The sequence below is a fragment of the Streptomyces sp. NPDC030143 genome (assembly GCF_055573695.1).
The window spans coordinates 238,031-264,581 of the sequence record NZ_JBVIAY010000010.1 but is presented as its reverse complement, the minus strand read 5'-3'; the positions used below and the strand labels follow the sequence as shown (position 1 = coordinate 264,581).

The window sequence follows — 26,551 nt, the reverse complement described above, 5'->3', positions numbered from 1 at the left end:
CACGCGGCCCGATCAGGCGCTCATCGCGCGAGGACCCCTACGCCATGCGCTCCAGGGCCACCGGGCTCGCCGTGCGACGCACGGCACCGGTCCACGCGGCCCGATCGGGCGCTCATCGCGCGAGGACCCCTACGCGATGCGCTCCAGGACCACCGGGCTGGCCGTGTACGCCGTGCCCGGGGCGGCGATGTCGTAGGAGCCCGTCACCGCCTGGAGGGCGTAGTCGAAGCGCTCCGGGGTGTCGGTGTGGAGGGTCAGCAGGGGCTGGCCCTCGGTGACCGCGTCGCCGGGCTTGGCATGGAGTTCGACGCCGGCGCCCGCCTGCACCGGGTCCTCCTTGCGGGCGCGGCCGGCGCCCAGACGCCAGGCGGCGATGCCGATGTCGTAGGCGTCGAGGCGGGTCAGGACGCCGGAGGTCGGGGCCGTGACGACGTGCTGCTCGCGGGAGGTGGGCAGTGGCGCGTCCGGGTCGCCGCCCTGCGCGGCGATCATGCGGCGCCAGACGTCCATCGCGGAGCCGTCGGCGAGGGCCTTCGCCGGGTCGGCGTCCTTCACGCCGGCCGCGTCCAGCATCTCGCGGGCGAGGGCGACGGTCAGTTCCACGACGTCCGAGGGTCCGCCGCCCGCGAGGACCTCGACCGACTCGCGGACCTCCAGGGCGTTGCCCGCGGTGAGACCGAGGGGGGTGGACATGTCGGTGAGGAGCGCGACCGTCCGCACACCGTGGTCGGTGCCGAGGCCGACCATCGTGGAGGCCAGTTCCCGGGCGTCCTCGATCGTCTTCATGAAGGCGCCCGTGCCCACCTTCACGTCCAGGACGAGGGAGCCGGTCCCTTCGGCGATCTTCTTCGACATGATCGAGGAGGCGATCAGCGGGATGGCCTCGACCGTGCCGGTGACGTCGCGCAGGGCGTACAGCTTCTTGTCGGCGGGGGCCAGGCCGTCGCCCGCCGCGCAGATGACCGCGCCCGTGGTGTCGAGGACGTGCAGCATCTCCTCGTTGGAGAGCAGGGCACGCCAGCCGGGGACGGACTCCAGCTTGTCCAGGGTGCCGCCCGTGTGGCCGAGGCCGCGGCCGGAGAGCTGCGGGACGGCGGCGCCGCAGGCGGCGACCAGCGGGGCCAGCGGGAGGGTGATCTTGTCGCCGACGCCGCCGGTGGAGTGCTTGTCGGCGGTCGGGCGGGACAGGGACGAGAAGTCCATGCGCTCGCCGGAGGCGATCATCGCCGCCGTCCAGCGGGCGATCTCCCGGCGGTTCATGCCGTTGAGCAGGATCGCCATGGCGAGCGACGACATCTGCTCGTCGGCGACCTCGCCGCGGGTGTACGCGTCGATGACCCAGTCGATCTGCTCGTCGCTGAGCTCGCCGCGGTCCCGCTTGGTGCGGATGACGGAGATGGCGTCCATGGCCATGGCTTTCCTTCCGATGGGGCAGAAAGAGGTTCGGAAAAATACGCGGCCCCTCTGCGCCTGTTCAGCTTCTGCAGAGGGGCCGCGCGGAGGAGTCACTTGGTGAGATGGTCCGGGCCGAAGGCCTGGGGCAGCATCTCCGACAGGGGCAGGATGCCCGCCGGGGTCTCCAGGAGCAGACCCGGGCCGCCGAACTCGTAGAGCAACTGCCGGCAGCGGCCGCACGGGACGAGGACGTCGCCCTTGCCGTCCACGCAGGTGAAGTGCGTGAGCCGTCCGCCGCCGGTGTTCTGCAGCTCCGAGACGAGCCCGCACTCGGCGCACAGGCCGAGGCCGTAGGAGGCGTTCTCGACGTTGCAGCCGGACACGGTCCGCCCGTCGTCGACGAGGGCCGCCACGCCGACCGGGTAGCCGGAGTACGGGGCGTAGGCACGGGACATGGCGTCCCGGGCCGCCGCACGCAGCTTCTCCCAGTCGACGACCCGGTCGGCGGCGGTCACTTGCCCTGTCCCTTCCGGTACGGCAGACCGTCCGCCTTCGGCATGCGCAGGCGTTGGGCGGACAGGGAGAGCACCAGCAGGGTGACGACGTACGGGGCCGCCGAGACGACCTGGCGCGGGACCTCGTCGGTGTTGGTGTACCAGAGGAACATCACGGCCGAGATCACCAGGGTGACGACGGCGCCGACGTACTTCTTCTTCCAGGCCAGGTAGGCCGCGCCGACGACGAGCAGGATCGCGAGCAGCAGGATCAGCGCGTGGACGTTGGTGGTGCCGCCGCGCAGGTTGAGGCTGTCGGTGTAACCGAACAGGCCGGCGCCCAGGGCGAGGCCGCCCGGCATCCAGTTGCCGAAGATCATCGCGGCGAGGCCGATGTAGCCGCGGCCCGCGGTCTGGCCGTCGAGGTAGACGTTGGACGCGACGATCGACAGGAAGGCGCCGCCGAGACCGGCGAAGCCGCCGGAGATGATCACGGCGATGTACTTGTACTTGTAGACGTTCACGCCGAGCGACTCGGCCGCGACCGGGTTCTCGCCGCAGGAGCGCAGCCGCAGGCCGAAGGCGGTCCGCCACAGCACCCACCAGGTGGCGGGGACGAGGGCGACGGCGACGACCGTGAGCGGCGAGAGGTTGGTGACCAGACCGCCGATCAGGCCGGCGATGTCGGAGATCAGGAACCAGTGCTTGTCGTTCAGGGTCTCCAGCCAGTCCGACAGTCCCGGGACGCTGAAGTTGCCCAGCGACTCGATCGGCGGGGACTGCTTGGAGGAGCCCTGCGGGGCGTCCTCGAAGGTGAACTTCGACAGGTAGCGGGTGGTGCCGAGGGCCAGGATGTTCAGCGCCACACCGGAGACGATGTGGTTGACCTTGAAGGTGACGGTGGCGACGGCGTGCAGGACGGCGCCGAGCGCGCCGCCGATGACGCCGAAGACGACACCGGTCCACGGGCCCCACTGGTAGCCGGCCCAGGCGCCGAACCAGGTGCCGAGGATCATCATGCCCTCGAGGCCGATGTTGACGACGCCCGCGCGTTCGGCCCACAGGCCGCCGAGGCCGGCCAGGCCGATCGGCACGGCCAGGCGCAGCGCCGTGGACATCTGGCCGGTGGAGGTGATGCCGTCCGCGCCGGAGATCAGGCGGACGACCGAGGTCAGGACCAGCACGCCCGCGATGACCAGCATCAGCACCGGGAGCGAGAAACGGCGGCTGCCCCTGCCGGGCTGCTTCGCCGAGGGCTTGGCGACGGTCGCGGTGGACATCAGGCCGCCACCTCCTTCTTCGAGTTGTTGGCGGCCTCCGCGGCGAGCTCCGCGCCGACCTGCTTCTGCTGGCGGCGCAGGCCCCACTGGCGGACGGCCTCGTAGGAGATGACGACCGCGAAGACGATCAGGCCCTGCATGATCGTGGCGATCTCCTTCTCGTACGCCACGGGCGTGGCGTAGTCGAGGGCGGGAGAGGCCTTGTCGAGGAAGGCCCACAGCAGGGCGGCGAGGGCGATGCCGCCGGGGTTGTTACGGCCGAGCAGGGCGATGCCGATGGCGGTGAAGCCGAGGCCGGCCGGGAAGCTCAGGCTGTAGGTGTGGGCGTCTCCGAGCAGCAGCGGCAGGCCGGAGACGCCGGCGACGGCGCCGGAGATCAGCATCGCGGTGAGGACCATGCGCTTGGCGTTGACGCCGGAGGCCGCGGCGGCGGTCTCGGACTCGCCGGTGGCGCGCAGGTCGAAGCCGAAGCGGGTGCGGTTGAGGACCACCCAGTAGCCGACGCCGAGGGCGACGGCGAGGAAGACCAGGCCGTAGATCTCGCCGACGTCCGGGCCCAGGTCGATGCCGGGCACCCAGCCGGACTCCTTCATGATCCCGGTCGTGTTGTTGTCGCCGACCAGGACGCCGAAGTTCTCCTTGAGGGTGAGGTAGCCGATGAGGCTCGTGGCGATCGAGTTCAGCATGATCGTCGCGACGACCTCGCTGACGCCCCGGGTGACCTTGAGGACACCGGCGATGCCGGCCCACATCGCGCCGGTGAGCGCGCCGACCAGGAGCAGCAGCGGGATCTGGAGGAACGAGGGCAGCGCGACGTGCGCGCCGACCACGGCCGTCACCATCGCGCCGAGGCGGTACTGGCCGTCGACGCCGATGTTGAAGAGGTTCATCCGGAAGCCGAGGGCGACCGCGAGGGCGGCGATGTAGTACAGCGACGCCTGGTTGACGATCAGGACCTGGACGTCGGAGAAGCCGAGCTGTTCGAGCATCAGCGCGTACGGCTCGAACGGGTTCTTGCCGGAGGCGATCAGCACGACCGAGGTCAGCAGGATCGCCGCGACGAGCGCGATGACCGGCCCGGCCACCGCGAGGAGCACGCGCTCCTTGTCGAACTTCTTCATCGGGCCTCGTCCTCCGGGGCGGCTTCTTCTTCGACGTGCTCGAGGTGCCCGGACGCGGCACCGGTCATGGCCGAACCCAGCTCCTCCGGGGTGATGGTCGCCGGGTCGGCATCCGCGACCAGCCTGCCGTCGTAGATCACGCGCAGGGTGTCCGACAGGCCGATGAGCTCGTCCAGGTCGGCGGAGATCAGCAGCACGGCGAGGCCCTCGCGGCGGGCCTCGCGGATGCGGTCCCAGATCTGGGCCTGGGCGCCGACGTCCACGCCGCGGGTGGGGTGGGCGGCGATCAGGAACTTCGGGTTGTGGCTCATCTCGCGGCCGACGATCAGCTTCTGCTGGTTGCCGCCGGAGAGGGAGGCGGCGGTGACGTCGATGCCGGGCGTGCGGACGTCGTACTCCTCGACGATCCGGCGGGTGTCGGCCTGGGCACCCTTGGGGTTGAGCCAGAAACCCTTGGCGTTGGGGGTCTCGGTGACGTGGCCGAGGATGCGGTTCTCCCAGAGGGGGGCCTCCAGGAGCAGGCCCTGGCGGTGGCGGTCCTCGGGGATGTAACCGACCCCCGACTCGCGGCGCCTGCGGGTGGGCCAGGGGGTGATGTCCTCGCCGAGGAAGGCGATGGTGCCGGTGTCGGCGTTGCGGGTGCCGATCAGGGCGTCGATCAGTTCGGTCTGGCCGTTGCCCTCGACGCCGGCGATGCCCATGACCTCACCGGCGTGGATCGTGAAGGTGACGTCGTCGAGGACCTTCTTGATCTCGCCGCCCTCGGGGGCGAGCGCGGTGCCGACGGGCTCGGCCTCGACGCCCAGGGAGGCGCCGCCGCTGGCGTGGACGGTCAGGCCCCGGACCTCGATGACGGGCTGGTCGGTGACCGTGGACTCGGCGGTCTCCGGGGTGGGCAGCTCACTGCCGACCATCATCTCGGCGAGCTGGCGCGGGGTCGTCTCGGAGGGCACGGCCGTGCCGACGGTGGTGCCGCGCCGGATGACGGTGATGTCGTCGGCGACGGAGAGCACCTCGCCCAGCTTGTGGGAGATGAAGATGACGGAGAGGCCCTCGGACTTCAGCTCGCGCAGGTTGGCGAAGAGCGCGTCGACCTCCTGCGGGACGAGGACGGCGGTCGGCTCGTCGAGGATGAGGGTCCGGGCGCCGCGGTAGAGGACCTTGAGGATCTCCACGCGCTGGCGGTCGGCGACGCCGAGGTCCTCGACCAGAGCGTCGGGACGCACGCCGAGGCCGTAGCGGTCGGAGATCTCCTTGATCTTCTTCCGGGCGCTGCCGCCGATGCCGTACAGCTTCTCGCTGCCCAGGACGACGTTCTCCAGGACGGTCAGGTTGTCCGCGAGCATGAAGTGCTGGTGGACCATGCCGATGCCGCGTGCGATGGCGTCGGCGGGGCTGGAGAAGCTCACCTGGGTGCCGTCGACGGCGATGGTGCCCTCGTCCGGCTTCTGCATGCCGTAGAGGATCTTCATCAGGGTCGACTTGCCGGCGCCGTTCTCGCCGACGAGGGCGTGCACGGTGCCCTTGCGGACGGTCAGGTGGATGTCGTGGTTGGCGACGACACCGGGGAATCGCTTGGTGATGCCCGCGAGCTCTACCGCGACTGTCGACTGGGCGGTGAGCGGAGGGCTGCTGGACGCGTCGATGGCGCACTCTCCTCGGGAAAGGGGCCGCTCTACGCGCGTAGCGCCCCTGCTTTAAATAGTGCCCGGACCTGATCGGCCTCTTACCGGTACCCGATCCGTTCCGAGCATTCTGCCGCGCGAACGGGGCGACGGGCGGTCACGCTTCCCGCGCCCCGTTGCGTGGGCGTAACGCTGTCATCACAGCGTTCTTTTGACCATGCCTGCGGCAGGCCTACGACACGGTCGTCAGGAGGTCTTGACCGTGATGGTGCCGTTCTTGATGCCCTCCTCGGCCTTCTTGACGGCGTCCTGGATGTCCTTGTTGTTGGCGTAGGCCGGGTTGGAGCCGGACAGGCTCACACCGCCGTTGGCGAGGCTGCCGCGGATCTCGCCGGTCTGCGGCTTGCCGTCCTTGACGGACTTGGCGAGCGTGTAGACCGCGCCCTCGACGTTCTTCATGGCGGAGGTGAGGATCGACGCCTTGTACGTCTTGAGCGCGTCCTGCTTGTACTGGTCGGAGTCGACGCCGATCGCCCACACCTTGTTGGCGTTGGCGGCCTTGATGACGCCCTGGCCGGAGAGGCCGGCGGCGGCGTAGACGACGTCCGCGCCCGCGTCGATCTGGCCCTCGGCCGCGCTCTCGCCCTTGTCGGGGCTGGAGAAGCCGCCCTCGGCTGCGGTCTCGGTCAGGTACTGGGACTTGACCGTGACGCCCTTCTTGGTGTCCGCGACGCCCTGCTTGAAGCCGGCCTCGAACTTGTGGATCAGCGGGACGTCCACGCCGCCGATGAAGCCGACGACGTTGGACTTGGTGGCCTTGGCGGCGGCGACGCCGGCCAGGTAGGAGGCCTGCTCCTCGTGGAAGACGAGGTCGGCGACGTTGGCGGCCTTGATGGTGTTGTCGTCGACGATGCCGAAGGTGGTCTTCGGGAACTTCGCCGCGGCCTCCTTGACGGCGGGCGCGTAGGCGAAGCCGACGCCGATCACCGGGTTGTAGCCCTGCTTGGCGAGGCTCTCCAGGCGCTGCACCTTGTCGGCGTCCGACTCGCCGTCCTGCGGCTCGACAGCGGTCGACTTGTAACCGAACTCCTTGTCGGCCTTGTCCATACCCGCGGTGGCGGCGTCGTTGAAGGACTGGTCGCCCTTGCCGCCGACGTCGTAGGCGAGCGCAAGGCCCAGGTTCTTGTCTTCGCCGGCGGAGGACGACGAGGACGAGCTTCCGCAAGCGGAAACGGTGACGGCGAGGGCTGCGGAAGCAACACCCGCAACCGCGATACGGGACACCCGGCGCATGGAACGTGACTCCTTTGTGCAAGCGCCCATACCAGGCGCTGGTTCCGCCGCAGCGTAACGCGCGTAGACCAGACGGAAAAACCCTTCTGTCCGGTCCGTTATCGAGCTGTGGCCACAGTCGCTGTCCAGATTACGGACAGCGAAGCGCCCCTTGCGGGAGGCAAGGGGCGCCTGGGCTGGGGAGACGCCCGTAAGGGCGTAGCCGGGTGGGGCGGGAACTACTTGGTGTCGACCGTGACCTTGCCGTCGATGATGTCCTGCTTGGCCTTGTCCACCGCGGCGACGACGTCCGTCATGGCCTTGTACTTCGGGTTGGTGTCGGCGAAGCCCACGCCGTTGTTGGAGAGGCTGCCGCGGACCACGCCCGACAGCGGCTTGCCCTCGTGGACGGACTTCACGAGGTCGTAGACGGCACCGCCGACGTTCTTCAGGGCCGAGCCGAGGATGTAGTCCTTGTACGCGGCCAGCGCGCTCTGGGAGTACTGGTCGGAGTCGACGCCGATCGCCCACACCTTCTTGGACGCGGCCTCGGAGATCACACCCTGACCGGACAGGCCGGCAGCGTGGTAGATGACGTCCGCGCCGGCCTCGATCTGGCCGCTCGCCGCGTCCTTGCCCTTGTCGGGGCTGGAGAAGCCGCCCTCCTGGGCCGTCTCCGTCAGGTACTGCGACTCGACCTTGATCTTCGGGTTCACGGACCGGGCGCCCTGGAGGTAGCCGGCCTCGAACTTGTGGATCAGCGGGATGTCCACGCCGCCGATGAAGCCGATGTGGCCCTTCTTGGAGGCCTTGGCGGCGGCGACGCCGGCGAGGTAGGAGGCCTGCTCCTCATGGAAGACCATGTCGGCGACGTTCTTTGCCTGCACGGTCTCGTCGTCGATGATCCCGAAGGTGGTGTTCGGGAACTTGGCGGAGACCTCCTTGACGGCGCCCGCGTAGATGTAGCCGACGCCGATCACCGGGTTGTAGCCGGCCTGCGCCAGCTGGGTCAGCCGCTGCACCTTGTCCGCGTCCGACTCGCCGTCCTGCGGCTCGACGTCCCGGCCGCCGATGCCGAACTCCTTCTCGGCCTTCTGGAAGCCCGCGTAGGCGGCGTCGTTGAACGACTGGTCGCCCTTGCCGCCGATGTCGTACGCCAGGCCGATGCCCTTGCCGGAGTACGAGCCGGACTCCGTGTCGGTGGTCTTGGAGCCGGTGCTGGACTCGCCGCAGCCGGCGGCCGCGAGCGCGACGACCGCGACGGTCACCGCTGCCCGGGAGAACCTCTTCCTCCGAGAAATCAGACGCACTGCAAGCACCCCTTCGTCCCCACGGCGCCGTCGCCGGCCCGCTGTCCCCATGTGGCGCCCTTGCGGTCCGGCTCCCCCAACAAGCCGTTCCGAGTGGCGATTTCGGCGCACAGTAACGCGCGTAGAAGGGGAGGGGAACGGGGTTCCGGACGCCGTTATCGATTCGTGCCGCCCTCGCGTTGCAACCGGTCCCTGCCGGTTACACCAGGGTGACACAAAGGGACGAAAAGGGGTGAGTCGGTCACTCCGGGGGTGGAGTGGGCGGGCCCGGACACACCGGGGGCCGCTCCCGCCGGTCGGACGGGAGCGGCCCCCGGTGTGTCCGGGCCCGCGGAGCGGTCGCGCTCAGGCGGTCCGGGTCGCAGCGTCCAGCAGTGCGGCGGCGGTGAACAGCTCCACGCCGACGGTGATGGCCTGCTCGTCGGCGTCGAAGTCGCCCTGGTGCAGGTCGCGCACCGTGCGCTCGCCCGGACGGCGGACGCCGAGGCGGGCCATGGCGCCGGGGACGCGCTCCAGGTACCAGGAGAAGTCCTCGCCGCCGAGGCTCTGCTCGGTGCTCTCCACGGACGCCTCGCCACGGCGGACGACCATGGCGTCGCGCAGCAGGCCGGTGACGTCGGCGTCGTTGACGACCGGGGGCACGCCGCGCACGTAGTTGATCTCCGACTTGGCGCGGTGCAGGTTGGCGACCTCGTCGATCGCCGCGACGACCAGGTCGGGGGCCTGCCGCCAGGCCTCGATGTCCAGGCAGCGCACGGTTCCGGAGAGCTCGGCGTGCTGCGGGATGACGTTCGGGGCGTGGCCGCACTCGATCCGGCCCCAGGTCACCGCGAGCCCTGCGCGGGTGTCGACGCGGCGGCCGACCAGCGCGGGGACGTCGGTGACGACCCGGGCGGCGGCGGTCACCAGGTCGGTGGTGAGGTGGGGGCGGGCGGTGTGGCCGCCGGGGCCGTCCAGGGAGATCTCCAGACGGTCGCAGGCGGAGGTGATGGCCCCGTTGCGCAGACCGATCAGCCCGGCGTCGACGCGCGGGTCGCAGTGCACGGCGATGATCCGGCCGACGCCGTCCAGCGCGCCGTCCTCGATGGCGTCGGCGGCGCCCCCGGGCAGCACCTCCTCGGCGGGCTGGAAGATCAGCCGCACGGGGCGCGGGAGCCGGCCCTGCCGGTGCAGGTCGGCGAGGACCAGGCCGGCGCCGAGGACGACGGTGGTGTGCACGTCGTGGCCGCAGGCGTGCGCGCGGTCGGGCACGGTCGAGCGGTAGGGGCACTCGGACTTGGTGTCCGGGATGGGCAGCGCGTCGATGTCGGCGCGCATCGCGAGCACCGGGGTGCCGTCGACGAAGTCGCCGATGTCGCAGATGAGCCCGGTCCCGCCGGAGAGGACGCGCGGCTTGAGCCCCGCCTGCTCCAGGCGCTCCTTGATCGCCGCCGTCGTACGGAACTCCTGGTTGCCGAGCTCGGGGTGCATGTGCATGTCGCGGCGGAAGGCGACCAGCTCGACGCGCAGGGACTCCGGCAGCGTGCCGGGGAGCGCGGCGGGGAGCACGGCTTCCCCTGAGGGATCGGCCTCGGACTCTCGGGACATCAGTTGCTTCACCCTCTGAAGGGTAGGACGCCACGACGGTCGACTGACCCACGATCAACAAAAGATCAGCCCGTTAGGGGGAAGAAAGTTGGCCGCGCGGCGTGTGTCTGTCGTTCGGGATGGGTAAACTCGGCCGGCTTCGGCCCAGTGGATCATGAAATCCGACCCGTCCCACTTTTCTCCTCCCTCCACGCATACCACGGCCCGGCCCCACCGCGCCGTCCTGTCCACGTGACGGAACCCGCGCCCACGGACCGGAACGTGGCCGGTGGCCCCCCGTACCCGGCGATGGATCAGCGGGAAACGCGGCCCCCCAGCCCGTCGGCGGACCCCGGGAAACCCGGCCGCGGCCCATGCGTCCGAGTGGGACCGCGGCCGGCCGCCTCGTCGGACCGCGGTCATCGGGGTCAGGGGTCCTTGTACGACGAGCGCCTGCTCAGGCGCTCGTCGTACAAGGACCCCTCAGGCGGTGGACGTCCCGCGCCGAGTCCGTCACGCCCGACAGGAAGCCCCGGGCCCTCGGGGAGGCGCGGCGGGTGAGCCAGCTCGGGTCGATGTCGCAGACGGTGACGCGGACGTCGGTGCCGGCCAGGGCGAGAGGCAGGGTGTGGACGACGGTGGAGGGGAAGCTGAGGACCGTGCGGCCGATGGGGCCCCTGCGGGCGATGAGCTCCAGGGGAAGGTCGGGGCGGACGATCTCCAGGTTCGTCTCCACGGACAGCCGGTGGAGCTTGTCGGCGCTCTCGCGGCGGTGGGCGAAGTAGCGGGCCGCGCCGTGCGCCTCGGCGAGCAGGGCGACGGCGTGCAGATAGCGCTCGCCGTCGACGATGCCCGTCTCGACCAGGGACGTGCCGACCAGGTCGGCGCCCCGGGTGACACGCGGCGGCCCGAACCGGGCCCGGGTCCAGGCGAAGGCGTTGGCGGTGACGGTGACGCCGTCGGGGACGTCGTCGACCGGCATCGCGGAGAACACCTGCACCCGCCGGTCCGCGCCGACGGTCAGTCGGCGCCGGGCGGAGGCGGAGACCGGGGCGAAGAGCAGGTCGCGGGGGCCGGGGCGGCCGCCCTTGCGGTGCCAGCGCACCAGTCGTTCACCGCGGGCGAGCTGGCCGACGAACTCCATCGTGGCGGTGCCGTCGTCGACGACGACCAGGTCGGTTGCCCTGGTGATGGTGAGCAGGAGCTGGACGTAGCGGGAGAAGGGGTCGCCCATGACGACTCGTTCCGCCCCGCGCAGCAGCCGCGTGAGGCCGCCGATGGTGCGGAAGGGGGCGGTGGTGCCGCCGCGGGCCTCCTCCCAGCGGACCTGGTGACCCTCCTCGCGGGCCAGCTCGGCCATCCGGCGCAGCTGGCCGCGGGTCATCGGGTCGGTCGGGGACAGGACGACGAGGGTGAGCCCCGCACCGGTCTCCCTGCGGGGGCGCAGTTCCTGCGCGTACGCCCACTCCAGGACGTTCAGGAGCTGCACCGGGCTCTCGACGAACGCGAGGGTGTGGGGGGTGGTGCCGGTGGTGCCGGTGGTCCCGGCGCGGGGGCTCATCGTCGTACGACCGTCCCGTGAGGCACTCGTGGCGGTGGAGAGGGTGTCCGGGGTCAGACCGCGACGGGCTCGCCGGCGGCCGCGGCGATCTCCGCCTCGGCGACGACGCCGGTGACGCGGCGCAGCTTCTTCATCGGACCGAACTCGGACTCGTAGACCTTCTTGACGCCGTCGCCGAGGGAGGCCTCGATGGTGCGGATGTCGCGGACCAGGCGCTGGAGGCCCTGCGGCTCGACGGAGGCGGCCTGGTCGGAGCCCCACATGGCGCGGTCGAGGGTGATGTGGCGCTCGACGAAGGAGGCGCCGAGGGCGACGGCGGCGAGGGTGGTCTGCAGGCCGGTCTCGTGGCCGGAGTAGCCGATCGGGACGTTCGGGTACTCCATCTCCAGGGTGTTGATGACGCGCAGGTTCAGCTCCTCGGCCTTCGCCGGGTAGGTGGAGGTGGCGTGGCAGAGCAGGATGTTCTCCGAGCCCAGGACCTCCACGGCGTGGCGGATCTGCTTCGGCGTGGACATGCCGGTGGAGAGGACGACGGTGCGGCCGGTGGCGCGCAGGGCGCGCAGCAGCTCGTCGTCGGTGAGGGAGGCGGAGGCGACCTTGTGGGCAGGGACGTCGAACTTCTCCAGGAAGGCGACGGCCTCGGTGTCCCACGGGGACGCGAACCAGGCGATGCCCTTCCGCCGGCAGTACGCGTCGATCTGCCGGTACTCGTCCTCGCCGAACTCGACGCGGTGGCGGTAGTCGATGTACGTCATCCGGCCCCACGGGGTGTCGCGCTCGATGTCCCACTGGTCGCGCGGGGTGCAGATCTCCGGGGTGCGCTTCTGGAACTTCACGGCGTCGCAGCCGGCCTCGGCGGCCACGTCGATCAGCTTGAAGGCGTTCTCCAGCTCGCCGTTGTGGTTGATGCCGATCTCGCCGCAGATGTAGACGGGCTGCCCGGGGCCGGCGATCCGCGAACCGAACGGGCGCAGACGGAAGTTGGTGCTCATGTCAGGGGGTTCCTTACTGGGTGAGGGGAGCGGGGGAGTCGAGCGAGGGGCCGAGGATCCAGCCGGCGATCTCCCGGATCGCGCCGTCGCCGCCGGGGACGGTGGTGACGGCACGTGCGGCGCCGCGTACGACGTCGTGGGCGTCGGCGACCGCCACCGGCCAGCCGACGAGGGCGAAGCAGGGCAGGTCGTTGACGTCGTTGCCGACGTAGAGCACGCGCTCCGGCGTGATGCCCTGTTCCTCGCACCACTGCTTGAGCGCGAGGTCCTTGCGGTCGATGCCGTGCAGGACCGGGAGCCTGAGCTTGCGGGCACGGGCGGCGACGACCGGGTTCTGTTCCGTGGACAGGACGAGGAGGCTGAGCCCGCTGCGGCGCAGGGCGGCGATGCCGAGGCCGTCGCCGCGGTGCACGGCGACGAACTCGCGCCCCTCGGAGTCGATCAGCACCCGGTCGTCGGTCTGGGTGCCGTCGAAGTCGAGGACCACGGCGTCGATGTCGTCGGCGGTCGGCAGGGCGCCGGGCCGGCCGGTGTCGAAGTGCGGCGCGAGGGCGCGGGCCCGGGTCAGGTCGTGCGGGTCGTCGATCTCCAGGACCCGTGCGGGATCGGTGCGCACGAGGTCCGTGCGGCCGAAGAAGCGGTGACCGTGGGCGCGGAAACCGCCGGCCTCCATCGCGTAGGCGGCGCCGGTCTCCAGGAGGTCCTGGGGGCGGTCCTGGCGGCGGGGGCGGTGGGACTTGTCGTGGTTGACGCCGTAGCCGCCCGTGCCGTCGTCGGCGGCGTCGCGCCACACGAACCCGTGGAAGGGGGCCACGGCCACCGCGGTGTCGGCGCCGTTCTCGACGACGGCGGCGGCGACCCCGTCGACGTCCTCGCCGACGATGAACGGGCTGGTGCACTGCACGAGCAGAACCACGTCGACGGGCGTGCCGTGCCGGGCCTCGTACGTGTCCATGGCGTGCAGGACGGCGGCCTCGGAGGTGGCCGTGTCCCCGGCGATGGCGGCCGGCCGCAGTACGACCTCCGCGCCGGCCTCCCGGGCCGCCGCCGCGATGGCCCGGTCGTCCGTGGACACCACGACGTCCGTCACCAGCCGGGCCGCCCGGCACTCCCGCACCGCGCGCGCGACCAGCGGGACGCCGCCGACCGGCGCGAGGTTCTTCGCGGGGACCCCCTTGGAGCCCCCGCGTGCGGGGATCACGGCGAGCACGCGGCGCATGCCCCCTGACGAGTCGGACATGGGCTTGTCTCCTCGAGGTGTCACAGCTCCCCCATCCGCCGGATGACCGGGGCCACCCGCTGCACCCCGTGCCGGTAGGCGCCGCGGGCGGCCCGGCGCACGACCTGCCGGACCGGGCCCGGCTCCTTGTCGGCGGCGGGCGCGCCGGGCAGCGGGCTGCCGTCCGGGCCGAGGTGGTGGCGGGCGAGGATGCCGGGCAGATAGCCGGGCGCGGTCGTGGGCGTGTAGTACGGGCGGAGCGGGGGCAGCGCGGGCGCGGCCAGCAGTTCGGTGAGGCGTTCGCGGGCGGTGTCGAAGGCGGTGGCGTACGTGCCGTGTCCGGCGCGACCGGCGGCGACGCCCTGCCGGGCCACCCACTCCTCGTCGGGGGTGGGGCGGTGCCCGGCGTCGAGCTGGTCCCAGGAGGCGAGGCAGCCGGAGCCGACGAAGTGGTGGTTGCCGAGTGCCTCGCGCACACCGAGGTCGGTGAGGACCACGGTGGGGATCCGGCGGTGCAGGGATTCGAGGGCGGCCGTCGAACTGACCGTGACCATGAGGTCGGTGCGGTCGAGGACCTCGCCCATGTTGCCGTACACCAGGCGGAAGTTGGGCGGTGCGTCGAGCTTCTGCGCGAGCTTCTGGTAGGGCAGTTCCTCGATGTGGGTGGTGTGTTCACCCGGCTTGGAGCGGAGCTTGAGCAGCACCTCGCGGTCGGGGTGCAGGCGGGCGTGCCGGACGAGCCGCCGCAGCAGGTACATACGGTCCCCGCGGGATTCCGGGACCGACGGCTGCGCGGCGAAGACCACCGTGCAGGGGTCGTGCGGGCCCGTGTAGGGGGTGCCCCCGAGGAACGGCAGGGCCACCTCCGTCACCGAGGAGGCGTCGACGCCCACGCCTTCGTACACCGCGCGGAAACGCTCCGCGTCCTGGCGGGAGTTGGCGAGGACGAGGTCCGCGCCGTGCCGCAGCAGCAGCCCGTCGGCGAGCTTCTCGTAGACGACACCGACGTAGCCGGTGACGACGACGGGCCGCTCGCCGCGGCCCTCCCAGACCCGCGCGAGGCCGTGCAGCACGGCCTGCACCCCGCCGCCCACCAGGGCGAGCACCAGCACGTCGTACGGTTCCCGCGCCATGACGCGCAGGAACTCCACGGCCGTCACCTCGCGCAGCGAGTCGGCGCGCACGCCGACCTCCCGGAGCTGGCGGGGGGTGGGCGTGGCGCGGCCGCGCAGCAGGAAACCGTCGAGCACCGGGGCGACGGGCGCGCCCGCTGTGGTGGACGGACCGTCCGGCACGACGCGTCCGGCGGTCAGGGCACCCCATTTCCAGCGGGTGTCGGAGTCGGCGAGAACGGCGACCCGGGGGCTTTTCGGAGTACTTGGTGGCACGCCATGGACCCTAGGAAGCGAAATCCAGGACGGGCCGAACCATGATTCAACGAATGGTTAACGGAATACGACCGAAGAAACAACCGGCCCGCGCACACCTGAGAAGTAGTCGCGATGCACCGTTCCGACACATCGAGTTCACACTCCGTATTCCCTGCGGCAATTCCCGCCGCCGGGACGCCTCCTAGGGTTTCGACGTGCCAAAGCTCTCCGTGATCGTGCCGTTCTACAACGTGCAGCAATACGCGCCCGACAGCCTCGCGAGCCTGCGCGCGAACGCGCGCGAGGACTTCGAGTTCATTCTGGTCGACGACTGCTCGACCGACGCCACCCCGGAGATCCTCGCGCGCGCGGAGCGCGAACTGCCGGGTGCGGTGCTGGTCCGACACGAGAGGAACGGAGGGCTGGCGACCGCGAGGAACACCGGTATCGACAGGGCGCGCGGCGAGTACCTGACCTTCCTGGACGGCGACGACTGGCTGGCGCCCGGCTATTTCCCGCGACTTGTCGCCGTCATCGAGGAACTGGGGTGCGATTTCGTGCGCACCGACCATGTGCAGTGCACCGGGCGGGCCCGGAGCATTCACCGCGTGCCGCACGGCCGCCGCGGCAGGGTCATGGAGCCGCGGGCGGCGATCCTGCCCGCCGACCGGTCCACCTCGGTGGACTACGCCTACGCCTGGGCGGGCATCTACCACCGCCGGCTGGTCGAGCGGGGACTGCTGCACTTCACCGACGGGCTGAAGACCGCCGAGGACCGGCCGTGGATCTGGAGACTCCACCGGGAGGCCGACTCCTTCGCCGTGTCGGGGCTGCTGGGCGTCCACTACCGGCGGGGGGTGGCCTCTTCGCTCACCCAGATCGGCGACGAACGGCAACTGGACTTCGTCCGCGCGTTCGACCAGGTGATCGAGGAAACGGCACGTGATCCCGAGGCGGACGACCTGCTGCCCAAGGCGGTGCGCACCTACTGCGCGGTGATGACCCATCACCTCGGCTCGATCGGGAGGTTCGAACCCGCCGTGGCCCGCAGACTGCGCGCGCTGTGCGCCGCCGCCCTGAGAAGGATGCCGCAGGACGTGCTCGCGGAGGTCATGGACACGATGGACGTACAGCGGGCGGGTGTGCTGCGGCGGGTGCGCCGCCGGCCGGGAACCGCGCGGACGGTGGCCGCCTGATGCCCCGCACGACCCGCGTCTTCTGCGTCTCGACCCTGTGCGGCGCCGCGATCCTGGCCGCCGCCGTCGACGCCGGGCTCTTCGCACCGGCCGACCGGCGGCTGCTGCTGGTCGCCGACACCACGACCAACCCCGAGACCACCCCGTCCGTCGGCGCGATGCCGGGCTTCGCCCGCCTCCGGGAGCGCTTCGACGGCGTGCTGTCCTGGAACGAGACCATCGCCCCCTTCCACCCGGGCGCCTGGGGCCCCCGCGCGGACGACGTCCCCCTGTGGGAACGGTACGTGCGGCTGCTGTGGGGGCTCGGCGACGACGAGGTGCACCTGGTCGTGGAGTCCGTCCAGGCCGGCCCGGCGTCGGCGCTGTGCCGGCTGTTCACCGGCGCCCCCGTCGACGTCTACGCCGACGGCCTGATGGGCTACGGCCCCACTCCCGAGAAGATCGACCCCCTGGTCGGCACCCGTGTCGACCGGCTGCTGCACCTCGATCTGGTGCCGGGCCTCACCCCGCTGCTGCTCACCGAGTTCGGCGTGCCGCCGGTGCCGGTGCCGTCCGAGGCGTTCCTGAAGGTGCTGGACGAACTCGCCGAGGACGAGACGGCGTTGCCGGTTCCGGCGGAGCGGCCCGCCCTGCTGCTGGGGCAGCACCTCTCGGCGCTCGGCGTCATCGGCGACGCCGAGGGGGAGGAACTGCACCTGCGCATGGTGCGAGGTGCCGTGGCGCTCGGACACCGGCGGCTGGTCTTCAAGCCGCACCCGCGGGCACCGGCCCGCTGGTCGACGCTGCTTGCGGACGAGGGGGAGAGGCTGGGCGCCGAACTGACCTTCCTCGACCGGCCCGTCCTCGCCGAGGTGGCCTGCCGTCGGCTGCGGCCCGCCCTGGTCGTCGGCTGTTCCTCCACCGCACTGCTCACCGCCGCCGGGCTGTACGGCCTGCCCGTCGCCCGTACCGGCACCGACCTCGCGCTGGCCCGGCTCGTGCCCTACCAGAACAGCAACCGGGTGCCGCTCACCCTGGTCGACGTACTGCTGCCGGACCTGGCGGACCAGGCTGCGGTGGAGAGCTGGACCATGCCCTCACCGGAGCATGTGGGAGGGCCGGCCGGGCCGGCCGGACTGCTCGGGGCCGTCGGCTTCGCGATGCAGCCCAGGATCCACCCGGGTCTGCGGGGCGCCGCGGAACGCTACCTCACCCGGCATCTGGACCCGCACACCTGGCGCTACTTCGAGCGCCGGCGGCTGGCGGCGCTGGCCCTGCCCGGCGCCGTACCGGCCGGGCTCGCCTTCCTCCCGCGCAACGCCGCCGTACGCCGCCTCGCCCGCCGGGCGCGGGCGCTTCAGCGGAGGGTCGGCCGGCGATAGGGCCGCCGGCCGCGGGAACGGGCCCGCCCGGGTGCCGGAGGCGGGCCCGCCGGTTGTGAAGCAGGCGGGCCCGGCGGGCGTTCATCGGAACACCATCTCGGCGCCGCCCGGGGGTCAGCCGCTCCTCATCCCTCCCACGTCGGAGATGCCTAGCGTGCGAACGCATCTCCCCACTCCCATGGAAGGTCCTCCCGGATGAGCGCGACTGACCAGGCCCCGCCACCGGCGTCGAAGCCGGCGCCACCGAGGTTCGCCCTCTCCCTCCCCGACCGGCCCGTGCGGCCCCGGGCGGAGAACCGGCTGCGCGCCCTGGACGGCCTGCGCCTGCTGGCGGCCCTGATGGTCTGCTTCTACCACTACGCCGGCAAGAACGGCGAGGTCGCGCAGTCCTGGGCCCAGTCCCCCGGCGTGAGGTTCCCGACGCTGTCGCAGTTCGCGACCTACGGCAGTCTGGGCGTGCAGTTCTTCTTCCTGATCAGCGGGTTCGTCATCTGCATGAGCAGCTGGGGCCGGAGCACGGGCGACTTCTTCCGCTCGCGGGTGGCCCGCCTGTACCCGGCGTACTGGGTGGCGATCGTCCTGGTCACCGCCGCGAGCCTCGTCCTGCCGGTGGTCTCCGGGCCGCTCCGCTCGGACGAGCTCCTGGTCAACCTCACCATGCTGCAACAGCCGATGGGCGTGCCCCGGGTGCTGGGGGTGGACTGGACGCTCTGGGTGGAGGTGCGCTTCTACGCCCTGTTCGCGCTGTGCGTGGTCTGGCGGGGTGTCACCTACCGGCGGGTGGTGCTGTTCTGCTGCCTGTGGACGCTGGCCGGCGTCTTCGCCCGGGTCGCCGACCACCCCCTCACCGACCAGCTGGTGATGCGCGACCACGCCCCGTACTTCATCGGCGGCCTCGCCCTCTACCTGATTTACCGCTTCGGCGGCGACCCGCTGCTGTGGGGCATCGTGGGCATGAGCTTCCTGCTCGGCCAGCGCTACTCGGTCACGGCCCTGTGGCACCCCGGCCCGCAGGGCGACTTCCACCGCAGCCCCTACGTCATCCAGCTGATCGTCCTCGTCGCCTTCGTCGCCGTCGCCGCGGTGGCGCTGGGCTGGACGAGCCGCGCGAACTGGCGCTGGCTGACGGTGGCCGGCGCGCTGACCTACCCCTTCTACCTGATCCACGAGCACCTGGGCTGGTTCTTCATCCGGGTGCTGTACCGCGGCCTCGGGCTGAACCCGTACGTCACGTTCACCGCGACCGTGCTGGCCATGCTGGGGATCGCCTGGCTGCTGCACCGGTTCGTGGAGAAGCCGTTCGGGCCGCGGCTGAAGCGGGCGTTGGCTGCGCGGCGGGCGGAGGACTGAGAAGTCCTCGCGCTGTGCCCGCCTGCGACGGTGCCGCGGGACGCCCGACGGCGTCCCGCGGCACCGTCGTGGCCGGTCGCGCCGGCGCGGGCGACGCGTGTCGACACGGACCGCGCTCCTCGCGGGCGCGCTCTCACGCCCGCAGCCTGCGCACCGCCCGTCGGACCGTCGGATGCCGGCGCAGTGCCTGCGCCCGGATCGGAGCCCCGCCCGGCAGGCGCAGGCTCGTCAGGCGGCGACGCTTGAAGTAGCGCTGCTGCTCGGACAGGTGGGCCGCGAGCCAGGCGGCCGTCTCCTCGCGCAGGGCGTGGTGCTTGCGGGACTGCATGCAGTAGCCCACCGCCCGCAGCAGGGGCGTCAGTTTCTCGGCGGCACCCGCCAGTGCGAGCGGCGTTCCGGGTTCCGTGTGCTCGGCGTCGGGCAGCGCCGCGTCGATGATGGTGAGCGGGACGCGGTTGCTGTTCTCGTACGGCGTGATGCGCTCCAGGAGCAGCTCCGTGCCGACGCGGGCGACGGGGATGCCGTAGAAGGCGGCGGCGGTCATCAGGGCCGTGGAGAAACAGCCGATGACGAGCTTCGGCTTCAGGAACGCGAAGACCGTCTCGGCGAGGACCGGTTCGTTCAGCACCGTGAGCCGCACGCCGAGCTCCCGGGCTGCCGCCTCCAGGGACTCGCTGTAGACGGCGGGCGCGCTGGGGTGCGGCTTGAACAGCACGTCCTCGTGGCCGGCGCGGGCGGCGGCGCGCAGCATGCGCAGGTGCAGCCGCTCCTCCTCGTCCTGGGTGATCAGGTCGATCGCGGAGAGGTACTGGCCGAGGAGGACGGCGGTGGCGCGGTGCCCGGCCGGGAGCCGTTCGGCGAGGAGGCCGGCGCCGGACTCGCCGAGCTGCGCGAGGACGTCGACCATCGCCTCGTTGGGCACGGCCTCGGGCTCCACGCCGTACTCCGACAGGAGCATCGGCCGCAGCCCGGGGACCAGGTCGAGGTGGAGGACGCGGGCGATGCGGCTGCTCATGCCGTGCGGGATGCGGTTGCGGGTGGGGCCGTAGCTCATCAGGCCGTCCGCGTACACGTGGATGGGGCTGTCCGCGAAGATGTCGGCGACCGCGCGGGAGGGGTTGGCCTGGATGGACTCGCAGGCGATCTCGACGGGCTCGTCGCCGAGGTCCCAGGCGAGGCGTACGGCCTTCTCCCAGAGCTGGGTGTCCTGGGGGCGCGGCGCCCAGCCGGCCGGGTGGTGCGGGGAGATGAACTCGTTCCAGGAGCGCACCTCGTCGAACTCGGGGCGCAGTTTCTCGAAGCCGGCCATCCGGTCCAGCGGGGTGCCGACCTCCGGCACGGCGGCGGTGTTGCTGACGACGAGGACGCGGCGGACGCCGTCGCGCGGGCCGAATCGGCCGGCGCGGATCGCGGCGGTGACGGTCGCGGCCGCGTACTGGGTGGCCGAGAAGAACAGCTGGATCACGCCGCCACCCCCTTCATGCCGCCCCGCACCCGGCGCAGCACGTGGACGCGTTCCTCTCCCATCCCCACCACGGCCTCGGCGAGTTCGTCCTCGCTCATCGCGCCCAGCGCCTCGGCGGCCAGCCGTTTCAGCCGGGCGGCCACACCGCGCTCGAACCGGTGCCGGTCGAGCAGCTGGTGGGCGATGACGACGCAGTAGTTGCGCAGCGCCTTGCTGCGCAGCCGGCCGGCCTCGGGGTCGTCGGCGAGCTCGGCGAGGACCAGGTCGAAGGAGCGGAAGAAGTCGAGCTGGCGCACGTCGCCGATCTGGGTGAGCGAACCGGTGACGCCCCGGCGGTAGAAGACGCCGTGCAGGCTGGCGACGACGTAGGAGTCCGCCCTGCGGTGCAGGTCCCAGATCCAGGGGCGGTCCTCGGCGGTGCGCAGCCCGTCGTGGAAGCGGAGCATGCCCCGGTCGAGGAGGCGGCGGTGGTAGACGCCGGCCCAGGCGTAGGGGTAGTCGACCATCGTGGTGTCGTCGACGGGGAGGATCGAGGTGCGCGGGTCGAGCGGGGTGTGGCGGCGGCCCTCCGGAGCCCGGTGGACGATCCGCTCGACGCCCGTGACCTGCACGTGGTCGGTGCGGACGAAGTCGACGTCGAACCGCTCGATGACGTCGACCAGTCGGGCCAGGTAGCCCGGTGCCAGCCAGTCGTCGCCGTCGAGGAAGGTGAGGTAGCGGCCTTCGGCGACGTCGATGCCGGTGTTGCGCGCGGTGGCCAGTCCGCCGTTCTGCTCGTGCCGGACCACCCGGCTGTTCGCGAGTCTCCCCGTCAGCGCGCGGAGCGCCTCGTAGGTCCTGTCCCTGGTGGACCGGTCCTCGACGAAGACGAACTCGAAGTCGTGCCGCGCGTTGTTGACCAGACTGGTCACGGTCTCGGGAAGGTACGACTCGACGTTGTAGCAGGGGACGACGACGGACAGGGTCGGTGTGTTGGCCACGTGTGCGCACCTGGATTCTCAGGGGGAAGTCGGGCGATCCTAAGAAAGCAGAATCCGCGTCCGCGTGTCCCGTCTCCGAAATACAGATGAACTCGGCGTGACATCCGGACCGGGTTCTGCGAAGTGTTTCCGAGGGGAATTCCGGATGAAGACCCGGTTACTCGTTTCCGCCTCGTTCCTCCTCTCCGTATTCTCGCGGAATGACGGTGCTAGGTTCGCCGGCGTGACCGACATATCCGCCTCCGCTCCGCCCGCCGCGCAGCGCCCGCCCGGCCCGGCGTCCCGTCGGCTGCGCCTCACGTCTCCGGCGGGGTGGACCACCGCCCTCACCACCGCGGCGCTGCTGGTGTACACCACGCTCACCGCCGGCGTCTTCCTCGACATCCGCTATGTGCTCGCCGCGCTGCGGACGACGGGGGCGAGCGGGCTGTCGCCGTCCGAGATCTTCGCGCACCGGCCCTTCTTCTACCGCTGGCTGCTCGCCGGTCTCGACTCCGTCACCGGCGGGTCGAACGCGGTGCGCGAGGCCCTCATGCGGCTCGTCGGTGTCGCCCTGTGCGCGGTGGCCGGCCTGTTGCTGCACCGGGCCCTGCGGCAGCGGATGCCCGAGCGGGACGCGCTGCTCGTCGCGGGTCTGACCGCCCTGACGCTGGCCTTCGCGCCCGTCATCGACTACCTGCAACCGGAGTGGTTCGCGCTCGTCTTCGCGCTGGTCGCCGTCGCCGCCGTGCTCGGCGTCCGCGACCGCCCGCGGGCCGCCGCACTCGCCGCGCTGCCGCTCGCTCTCGCCGTGCTGATGAAGTACTCCACGGCGGGCACCGCCGCGATGGCACTCCTGGTGGTCTTCGCGGTGGACCGGGTACGGGCCCTGTTGCTCGCCGCCGCGACCGCCGCCGCCACCGGTGCGCTGTTCGCGCTCAGCGCCTGGTCGGGCTCGCGCGAGGTGCAGTGGCTGCGCGACATGCCGTCCATCAACGCGCACGCGCTGGGCAGCGAGCCGATCGTCGTCACGGACCTGCTGCTGCGGACCGCCGAGTACCTGGGCGACCGGATCGCGCTCACGCCGGTGCTCGCGCTGCTGCCCGGAGCGCTGCTGCTGTTCGCCGCGACCCTCTCCTCGCGTCGGCAGCGCGTCGAGGCCGTGCTCGTCACCCTGCTCCTCGTGGCGGGCGGTCTGTCCGTCGTGGTCTACCAGGGCAACTGGTTCGCCTACCACGGCGAGAGCCTGCCGATGACGGCCGCGGCGCTGACCGGTCTGGCGGTCGGCCGCTGGTACGGACGGTACGGCCGGCCCCCGCTGTGCCTCACCGCGCTGGCCCTCCTGTACGGGGCGCTGACGCCCCTGCTCGCCTTCGTCCGCGCGGACGTCGACACGGCGGTGCTCGCGTGGCTCGCCTCGGCCGCGGCGCTCCTCGCCGGCGGGGTGGACCTGCTGCGGGCGCGGGCGCCGCGGGCGGGCGCCCGCCGTGTTCCGGTCGCGCTGCCCGTCCTCGCGCTCGTGGTGTGCCTGGCCGCGACCGTGTGGCCCACGTCCGGGGTCCGGGTGGTCCTCGGGAGGATCGTCACGACCAACGCCGAGCTCAAGGTGCAGGCGCGGTCGGCGCAGGCCGCCGCCGAGCAGGTGGACGCCGTGCTCCCGGCCGGGGCGCAGGTGCAGTACCTCTCCTTCGGGCAACAGGCGTACTACGTCGGCCGTCCGACGCCCTGCCGCTACCCCTTTCCCACCTTCTTCAACGTGCCCCGGCAGCTCACCGAGGTCCCCTCGCTGACGTCGACCCGGGAGAACGTGCGCTGCATCACGCAGCGGCACCCGCCCGCCTACGCCGTCTACCAGCCCAGCTGGCTGTCGCTGGGCGTGATCGACCCGCGGATCGCCGCCGACATCCGCACCACCTACGACTGCCCCGATCCGCGGGGACGGCAGCTCGTGGTGTGCACCCTGCGCCATCCGGACTGACCGGGTCGGTCCGGTCCGGCGCGGGACCCCGGAACGGGCCGGGCGCGCACCCACCCGGACGGACCGGCACGCGCCCACCCGGACCGTACCGGGCGCGGACCCACCCCGAACGGGCCGGGCGCGACGGTGAAGGCCCCGGCGGAGTGTTCCGCCGGGGCCTTCGTCGCTCGGCCGAGCGTCCGGGTCAGACCGCGCCCGCGAGGCGGGCCGCCTTGTGGCCCAGCTCCACCGAGTAGCTCTGCCCCCGGTCCTGCGGGTAGATCTGCGCCATCGTCGCGAGCGTCACCCGGCTGAGATGGGTCCGGTGGCCGGGGATCAGCGCCTTGTACCGGGGCGTGACCACGGGCTGGGCGAAGGGCGCCCGCGAGAAGTGCCAGTCCTGGATCCAGGAACGGTCGAACTCCGGGTTCAGCCGCCGCAACCACGGCAGGTACCGCTCCAGCAGCTCGGCCGGCTCGGTGGTGAAGCGCCAGTCGTCCCGTTCGACGTAGTTGCCCACGTAGAGGATGTGACGGCCCCCGTACTGCGCCGGGTCGATCATCCGCGTGTGCTCGACGACGGCGAGGAACGGGAAGTCGGGCTCGTTGACGTTGAGCCAGTAGTACGGGACGGCGCTGCGGTCCAGCTCCAGGACGAAGCAGGTGGCGCCCAGGTACTGGTTGTGCCAGACGGCGTCGTCGGCCGGCACGTCGGCGGCCTTGGCGAAGGCGGGCTGCGGAGTGGTGACGATCAGGTGGTCGAAGGTGTACGAGGCGCCGTCGGCGGTGCGCACGGTGACCGGCCCCTCCTCGCCGTCCTGACGGATCGTCTCCATCCGCCTGCCGAACTCGACCTTGCCGCCGTGCTCGGCGATCCGGTCGCGCAGCGTGGCGTACACCCGCTCGAACCCGCCGTCGAGATAGCCGAGTTCGAAGGTGCGGCAGTGGACCCGCGCCCACAGCCAGGCCATGGACACCTGGTCGGCGCGGTCACCGAACTTGCCGCGCAGCAGCGGCTCCCAGACGGCCTCCGTGGCGCGCCGCCCGGCCCACTTGCGGAGCCAGCTCAGGGCGGTGCGGTCGGAGAACCTCTCCCCGTCGCGCACGATCTTCAGCCAGGCGGACGACAGGCCGAAGCGCACCCCGGCGAGCAGGCCGTACAGCGGGGAGTTCAGCATCTCCAGCGGGGTGCTGAACGGGTGCATCCGCCCGCCCCGGAACACACCGGTGGTGGTCTTGTGGAAGCGCAGGTCGCCGCCGAGGCCCAGCTCCTCGATGAGCTCGATCATCTGCCGGTCGCTGCGGAAGATGTGGTGGTAGTAGCGCTCCAGTGGCACTCCCCCGACGGGGATCGACGCGGCGAGCCCGCCCAGTTCGTCGGCGGCCTCCAGGACCGTGACCGCGTGGCCCTGCCGGACCGCGTCGTACGCGGCGGTGAGGCCGGTCGCGCCCGCGCCGATGACGCCGAGATTCATGCGAAACTCCACTTTCTGTTGAGCAGGAACTGGAAGACCAGCACCGCGGGCAGCGAGCCGGCCTTCACGAGGTTCGGGTCGATGCCGAGCCCCCGCGAGAACACCGCCAGCAGGACGAACGTCAGGGCGATACCGGTCAGGCCGACGGCGTAGAAGCGCAGGTAGCGCAGCAGCAGACGGTCGCGCTTGCTGAAGGTGAACAGGGCGTTCAGGACGAAGTTGTTGGTGATGCCGAGGCTGGTGGAGAGCACGTTGGCCACCTGCTCGTGCAGCCCGGCGACGTTGTAGAGCAGCAGGAAGGCGCCCAGGTCGAGGAGGACGCCGCTGCCGCCGACCAGCGCGTAGGAGATCAGCTGGCGGAGGTCCCGGCTGCGGGTGCCCTGCGGGGCCTGGGCACCCGAGCCCGCCGGGAGGTGGGCGCCCGCCGAACGGACGACGGCGCCCGCCGAGGAGTCGGTGCGCGCCGGGACGTCGGCACCCGCCGAAGGGACGACGGTGTCCGCCGATGAGTCGGTGCGCGCCGAAGGGCCCGTGCCCGCCGGGGCGTTCGTCCGCGATGCGGCGTGCACCGTGTTGTCAGTGGCCATGGCCGAGGTCGAGACCGTCACCGCCGGCCTCCGGCGCGTGCGCGATGACCTGCCGCACGGTGTACAGGGGCCGCCCCTGCACCTCGTTGTACGTGCGCCCGATGTAACTGCCCAGGACGCCGAGCGAGAGCATCTGCACCCCGCCGAGGAACAGGACGACGACCATCAGCATCGTCCAGCCGGAGACGGTGATGTCCGGCCGCAGCACCTTCATGGCGAGCGCGTAGCAGATGCCGAGGAGCGAGAACGCCAGCACCGCGAAGCCCAGCTTGGTGATCATCCGCAGGGGTGCGGTGGAGAAGCCGGTCAGCCCGTCGATGGCGAGGCGCGCCATCTTGCGCAGCGGGTACTTGGTCTCGCCGGCGAACCGCTCGTCGCGGTCGAAGTGCACCTCGCTCTGGCGGAAGCCCATCGAGGCGACCATGCCGCGCACGAACCGGCTGCGCTCGCGGAAGCGCCGCAGCTCGTCGGCGGCGCGTCGGTCCATGAGCCGGAAGTCGCCGGTGTCCAGCGGTATGTCCACGTCGGTGGAGGACCGCAGCAGACGGTAGTAGGCGTGTGCGGTGGCCCGTTTGAAGAGCGTGTCCTGCCGGCTGCGCCGACGGGCGTGCACGATCTCCGCGCCGTCGCGCCAGGCGTCGATCAGCCGGAGGCTGACCTTCGGCGGATCCTGGAGGTCGGTGTCCATGACGATGACGGCGTCGCCGCGGGCTTCGTCGACACCGGCCGTGATGGCCATCTGGTGACCGAAGTTGCGCGCGAAGTCGACGACCCGGACGCGCGGGTCGTTCTTCGCCAGGTCCTCCAGGATCGCCAGCGTGCCGTCGGCGGAGCCGTCGTTGACGTAGACCAACTCATAGGTGTACTCGGGGCGTTCGCGCAGTGCCGCCACGAGTTCCTCATGGAAGTGACGGATGCCGTCCTGTTCGTTGAAGACGGGCAGTACGTAGGAGACAAGCGCGGCGCCACCACGCTGAAGGGGCATGCGGGACCCCTG

21 protein-coding genes are annotated in these 26,551 nt (G+C 71.5%); 4 read left to right on the top strand and 17 right to left on the bottom strand.

Going from position 1 to position 26,551, the window contains the following annotated elements:
* Positions 1–129: 129 nt before the first annotated feature.
* The 12 genes from ACZ4YY_RS19910 to ACZ4YY_RS19855 form a co-directional block, all read right to left on the bottom strand.
* Positions 130–1,413 (bottom strand): thymidine phosphorylase, encoded by a 1,284-nt coding sequence (locus ACZ4YY_RS19910; protein ID WP_468291517.1) that lies wholly within the window; start codon positions 1,411–1,413, stop codon positions 130–132.
* Positions 1,414–1,505: 92 nt separating this feature from the next.
* Positions 1,506–1,910, bottom strand: coding sequence for a cytidine deaminase (locus tag ACZ4YY_RS19905; RefSeq protein ID WP_468291514.1), 405 nt, complete (start codon positions 1,908–1,910; stop codon positions 1,506–1,508).
* Complete coding sequence (locus ACZ4YY_RS19900; protein ID WP_468291511.1) at positions 1,907–3,169, bottom strand: ABC transporter permease; 1,263 nt, start codon at positions 3,167–3,169, stop codon at positions 1,907–1,909. Before ACZ4YY_RS19900 ends, ACZ4YY_RS19905 begins: the two co-directional genes overlap by 4 nt.
* Positions 3,169–4,290, bottom strand: a complete 1,122-nt coding sequence (locus ACZ4YY_RS19895) for an ABC transporter permease (RefSeq protein WP_468291508.1) — start codon at positions 4,288–4,290, stop codon at positions 3,169–3,171. The genes ACZ4YY_RS19900 and ACZ4YY_RS19895 overlap by 1 nt, the downstream gene beginning before the upstream one ends.
* A complete protein-coding gene (locus ACZ4YY_RS19890; RefSeq protein ID WP_468291585.1) occupies positions 4,287–5,936 on the bottom strand; it encodes an ABC transporter ATP-binding protein in 1,650 nt (549 codons plus the stop codon). Before ACZ4YY_RS19890 ends, ACZ4YY_RS19895 begins: the two co-directional genes overlap by 4 nt.
* Positions 5,937–6,161: 225 nt before the next feature.
* Complete coding sequence (locus ACZ4YY_RS19885; RefSeq protein WP_468291506.1) at positions 6,162–7,208, bottom strand: BMP family lipoprotein; 1,047 nt, start codon at positions 7,206–7,208, stop codon at positions 6,162–6,164.
* Between the two features lie 218 nt (positions 7,209–7,426).
* Positions 7,427–8,455, bottom strand: a complete 1,029-nt coding sequence (locus ACZ4YY_RS19880; RefSeq protein WP_468291503.1) for a BMP family lipoprotein — start codon at positions 8,453–8,455, stop codon at positions 7,427–7,429.
* Positions 8,456–8,842: 387 nt separating this feature from the next.
* Positions 8,843–10,084, bottom strand: a complete 1,242-nt coding sequence (locus tag ACZ4YY_RS19875) for an amidohydrolase (RefSeq protein ID WP_468291582.1) — start codon at positions 10,082–10,084, stop codon at positions 8,843–8,845.
* Between the two features lie 436 nt (positions 10,085–10,520).
* Positions 10,521–11,624 carry a hypothetical protein gene (locus ACZ4YY_RS19870; protein ID WP_468291501.1) on the bottom strand — a complete coding sequence of 368 codons (1,104 nt, stop codon included), beginning with the start codon at positions 11,622–11,624 and terminating at the stop codon, positions 10,521–10,523.
* A gap of 53 nt (positions 11,625–11,677) precedes the next feature.
* Complete coding sequence (locus ACZ4YY_RS19865) at positions 11,678–12,616, bottom strand: N-acetylneuraminate synthase family protein (RefSeq protein WP_468291499.1); 939 nt, start codon at positions 12,614–12,616, stop codon at positions 11,678–11,680.
* 13 nt (positions 12,617–12,629) lie between these two features.
* Entirely contained in the window at positions 12,630–13,856 is a 1,227-nt protein-coding gene (locus ACZ4YY_RS19860; protein ID WP_468291496.1) for a cytidylyltransferase domain-containing protein, read from the bottom strand.
* Between the two features lie 20 nt (positions 13,857–13,876).
* Complete coding sequence (locus tag ACZ4YY_RS19855) at positions 13,877–15,223, bottom strand: DUF6716 putative glycosyltransferase (RefSeq protein ID WP_468291493.1); 1,347 nt, start codon at positions 15,221–15,223, stop codon at positions 13,877–13,879.
* A 197-nt stretch (positions 15,224–15,420) separates the two neighbouring features.
* Here ACZ4YY_RS19855 and ACZ4YY_RS19850 point away from each other — a divergent pair, with 197 nt between their 5' ends.
* The 3 genes from ACZ4YY_RS19850 to ACZ4YY_RS19840 all read left to right on the top strand — a co-directional run bounded on the left by ACZ4YY_RS19850 (position 15,421) and on the right by ACZ4YY_RS19840 (position 19,112).
* The gene (locus tag ACZ4YY_RS19850; protein ID WP_468291490.1) at positions 15,421–16,401 is read left to right on the top strand and encodes a glycosyltransferase family 2 protein; all 981 of its coding nucleotides are present in this window, start codon (positions 15,421–15,423) and stop codon (positions 16,399–16,401) included.
* Positions 16,401–17,762, top strand: coding sequence for a polysialyltransferase family glycosyltransferase (locus ACZ4YY_RS19845; RefSeq protein WP_468291488.1), 1,362 nt, complete (start codon positions 16,401–16,403; stop codon positions 17,760–17,762). Before ACZ4YY_RS19850 ends, ACZ4YY_RS19845 begins: the two co-directional genes overlap by 1 nt.
* A gap of 195 nt (positions 17,763–17,957) precedes the next feature.
* Positions 17,958–19,112, top strand: coding sequence for an acyltransferase family protein (locus ACZ4YY_RS19840; protein ID WP_468291485.1), 1,155 nt, complete (start codon positions 17,958–17,960; stop codon positions 19,110–19,112).
* Positions 19,113–19,245: 133 nt separating this feature from the next.
* Here the strand turns inward: ACZ4YY_RS19840 and ACZ4YY_RS19835 are convergent, their stop codons facing one another.
* A complete protein-coding gene (locus tag ACZ4YY_RS19835) occupies positions 19,246–20,577 on the bottom strand; it encodes an alpha-2,8-polysialyltransferase family protein (protein WP_468291482.1) in 1,332 nt (443 codons plus the stop codon).
* Positions 20,574–21,557, bottom strand: a complete 984-nt coding sequence (locus ACZ4YY_RS19830; RefSeq protein WP_468291479.1) for a glycosyltransferase family 2 protein — start codon at positions 21,555–21,557, stop codon at positions 20,574–20,576. Before ACZ4YY_RS19830 ends, ACZ4YY_RS19835 begins: the two co-directional genes overlap by 4 nt.
* A gap of 223 nt (positions 21,558–21,780) precedes the next feature.
* On the opposite strand from ACZ4YY_RS19830, the gene ACZ4YY_RS19825 reads away from it, so the two are divergent.
* Positions 21,781–23,514 (top strand): hypothetical protein, encoded by a 1,734-nt coding sequence (locus ACZ4YY_RS19825; protein WP_468291476.1) that lies wholly within the window; start codon positions 21,781–21,783, stop codon positions 23,512–23,514.
* A gap of 184 nt (positions 23,515–23,698) precedes the next feature.
* Here ACZ4YY_RS19825 and ACZ4YY_RS19820 read toward each other — a convergent pair whose 3' ends face one another.
* Genes ACZ4YY_RS19820 through ACZ4YY_RS19810 form a run of 3 tightly spaced genes read right to left on the bottom strand, consistent with a single transcriptional unit; the run spans position 23,699 to position 26,539 of the window.
* Entirely contained in the window at positions 23,699–24,967 is a 1,269-nt protein-coding gene (locus ACZ4YY_RS19820; protein WP_468291473.1) for an NAD(P)/FAD-dependent oxidoreductase, read from the bottom strand.
* On the bottom strand, positions 24,964–25,554 hold the full coding sequence (locus tag ACZ4YY_RS19815) for a GtrA family protein (protein WP_468291470.1): 591 nt from the start codon (positions 25,552–25,554) through the stop codon (positions 24,964–24,966). Before ACZ4YY_RS19815 ends, ACZ4YY_RS19820 begins: the two co-directional genes overlap by 4 nt.
* The gene (locus ACZ4YY_RS19810; protein ID WP_468291467.1) at positions 25,544–26,539 is read right to left on the bottom strand and encodes a glycosyltransferase family 2 protein; all 996 of its coding nucleotides are present in this window, start codon (positions 26,537–26,539) and stop codon (positions 25,544–25,546) included. The genes ACZ4YY_RS19815 and ACZ4YY_RS19810 overlap by 11 nt, the downstream gene beginning before the upstream one ends.
* Positions 26,540–26,551: the final 12 nt, after the last annotated feature.

Coding starts and splice junctions, on each gene's coding strand:
- ACZ4YY_RS19910 (WP_468291517.1), bottom strand. CDS start 1,413: ATGGCCATGGACGCCATCTCCGTCATCCGCACCAAGCGGGACCGCGGC.
- ACZ4YY_RS19900 (WP_468291511.1), bottom strand. CDS start 3,169: ATGTCCACCGCGACCGTCGCCAAGCCCTCGGCGAAGCAGCCCGGCAGG.
- ACZ4YY_RS19895 (WP_468291508.1), bottom strand. CDS start 4,290: ATGAAGAAGTTCGACAAGGAGCGCGTGCTCCTCGCGGTGGCCGGGCCG.
- ACZ4YY_RS19885 (WP_468291506.1), bottom strand. CDS start 7,208: ATGCGCCGGGTGTCCCGTATCGCGGTTGCGGGTGTTGCTTCCGCAGCC.
- ACZ4YY_RS19875 (WP_468291582.1), bottom strand. CDS start 10,084: ATGTCCCGAGAGTCCGAGGCCGATCCCTCAGGGGAAGCCGTGCTCCCC.
- ACZ4YY_RS19870 (WP_468291501.1), bottom strand. CDS start 11,624: ATGAGCCCCCGCGCCGGGACCACCGGCACCACCGGCACCACCCCCCAC.
- ACZ4YY_RS19865 (WP_468291499.1), bottom strand. CDS start 12,616: ATGAGCACCAACTTCCGTCTGCGCCCGTTCGGTTCGCGGATCGCCGGC.
- ACZ4YY_RS19860 (WP_468291496.1), bottom strand. CDS start 13,856: ATGTCCGACTCGTCAGGGGGCATGCGCCGCGTGCTCGCCGTGATCCCC.
- ACZ4YY_RS19845 (WP_468291488.1), top strand. CDS start 16,401: ATGCCCCGCACGACCCGCGTCTTCTGCGTCTCGACCCTGTGCGGCGCC.
- ACZ4YY_RS19840 (WP_468291485.1), top strand. CDS start 17,958: ATGAGCGCGACTGACCAGGCCCCGCCACCGGCGTCGAAGCCGGCGCCA.
- ACZ4YY_RS19820 (WP_468291473.1), bottom strand. CDS start 24,967: ATGAATCTCGGCGTCATCGGCGCGGGCGCGACCGGCCTCACCGCCGCG.
- ACZ4YY_RS19815 (WP_468291470.1), bottom strand. CDS start 25,554: ATGGCCACTGACAACACGGTGCACGCCGCATCGCGGACGAACGCCCCG.
- ACZ4YY_RS19810 (WP_468291467.1), bottom strand. CDS start 26,539: ATGCCCCTTCAGCGTGGTGGCGCCGCGCTTGTCTCCTACGTACTGCCC.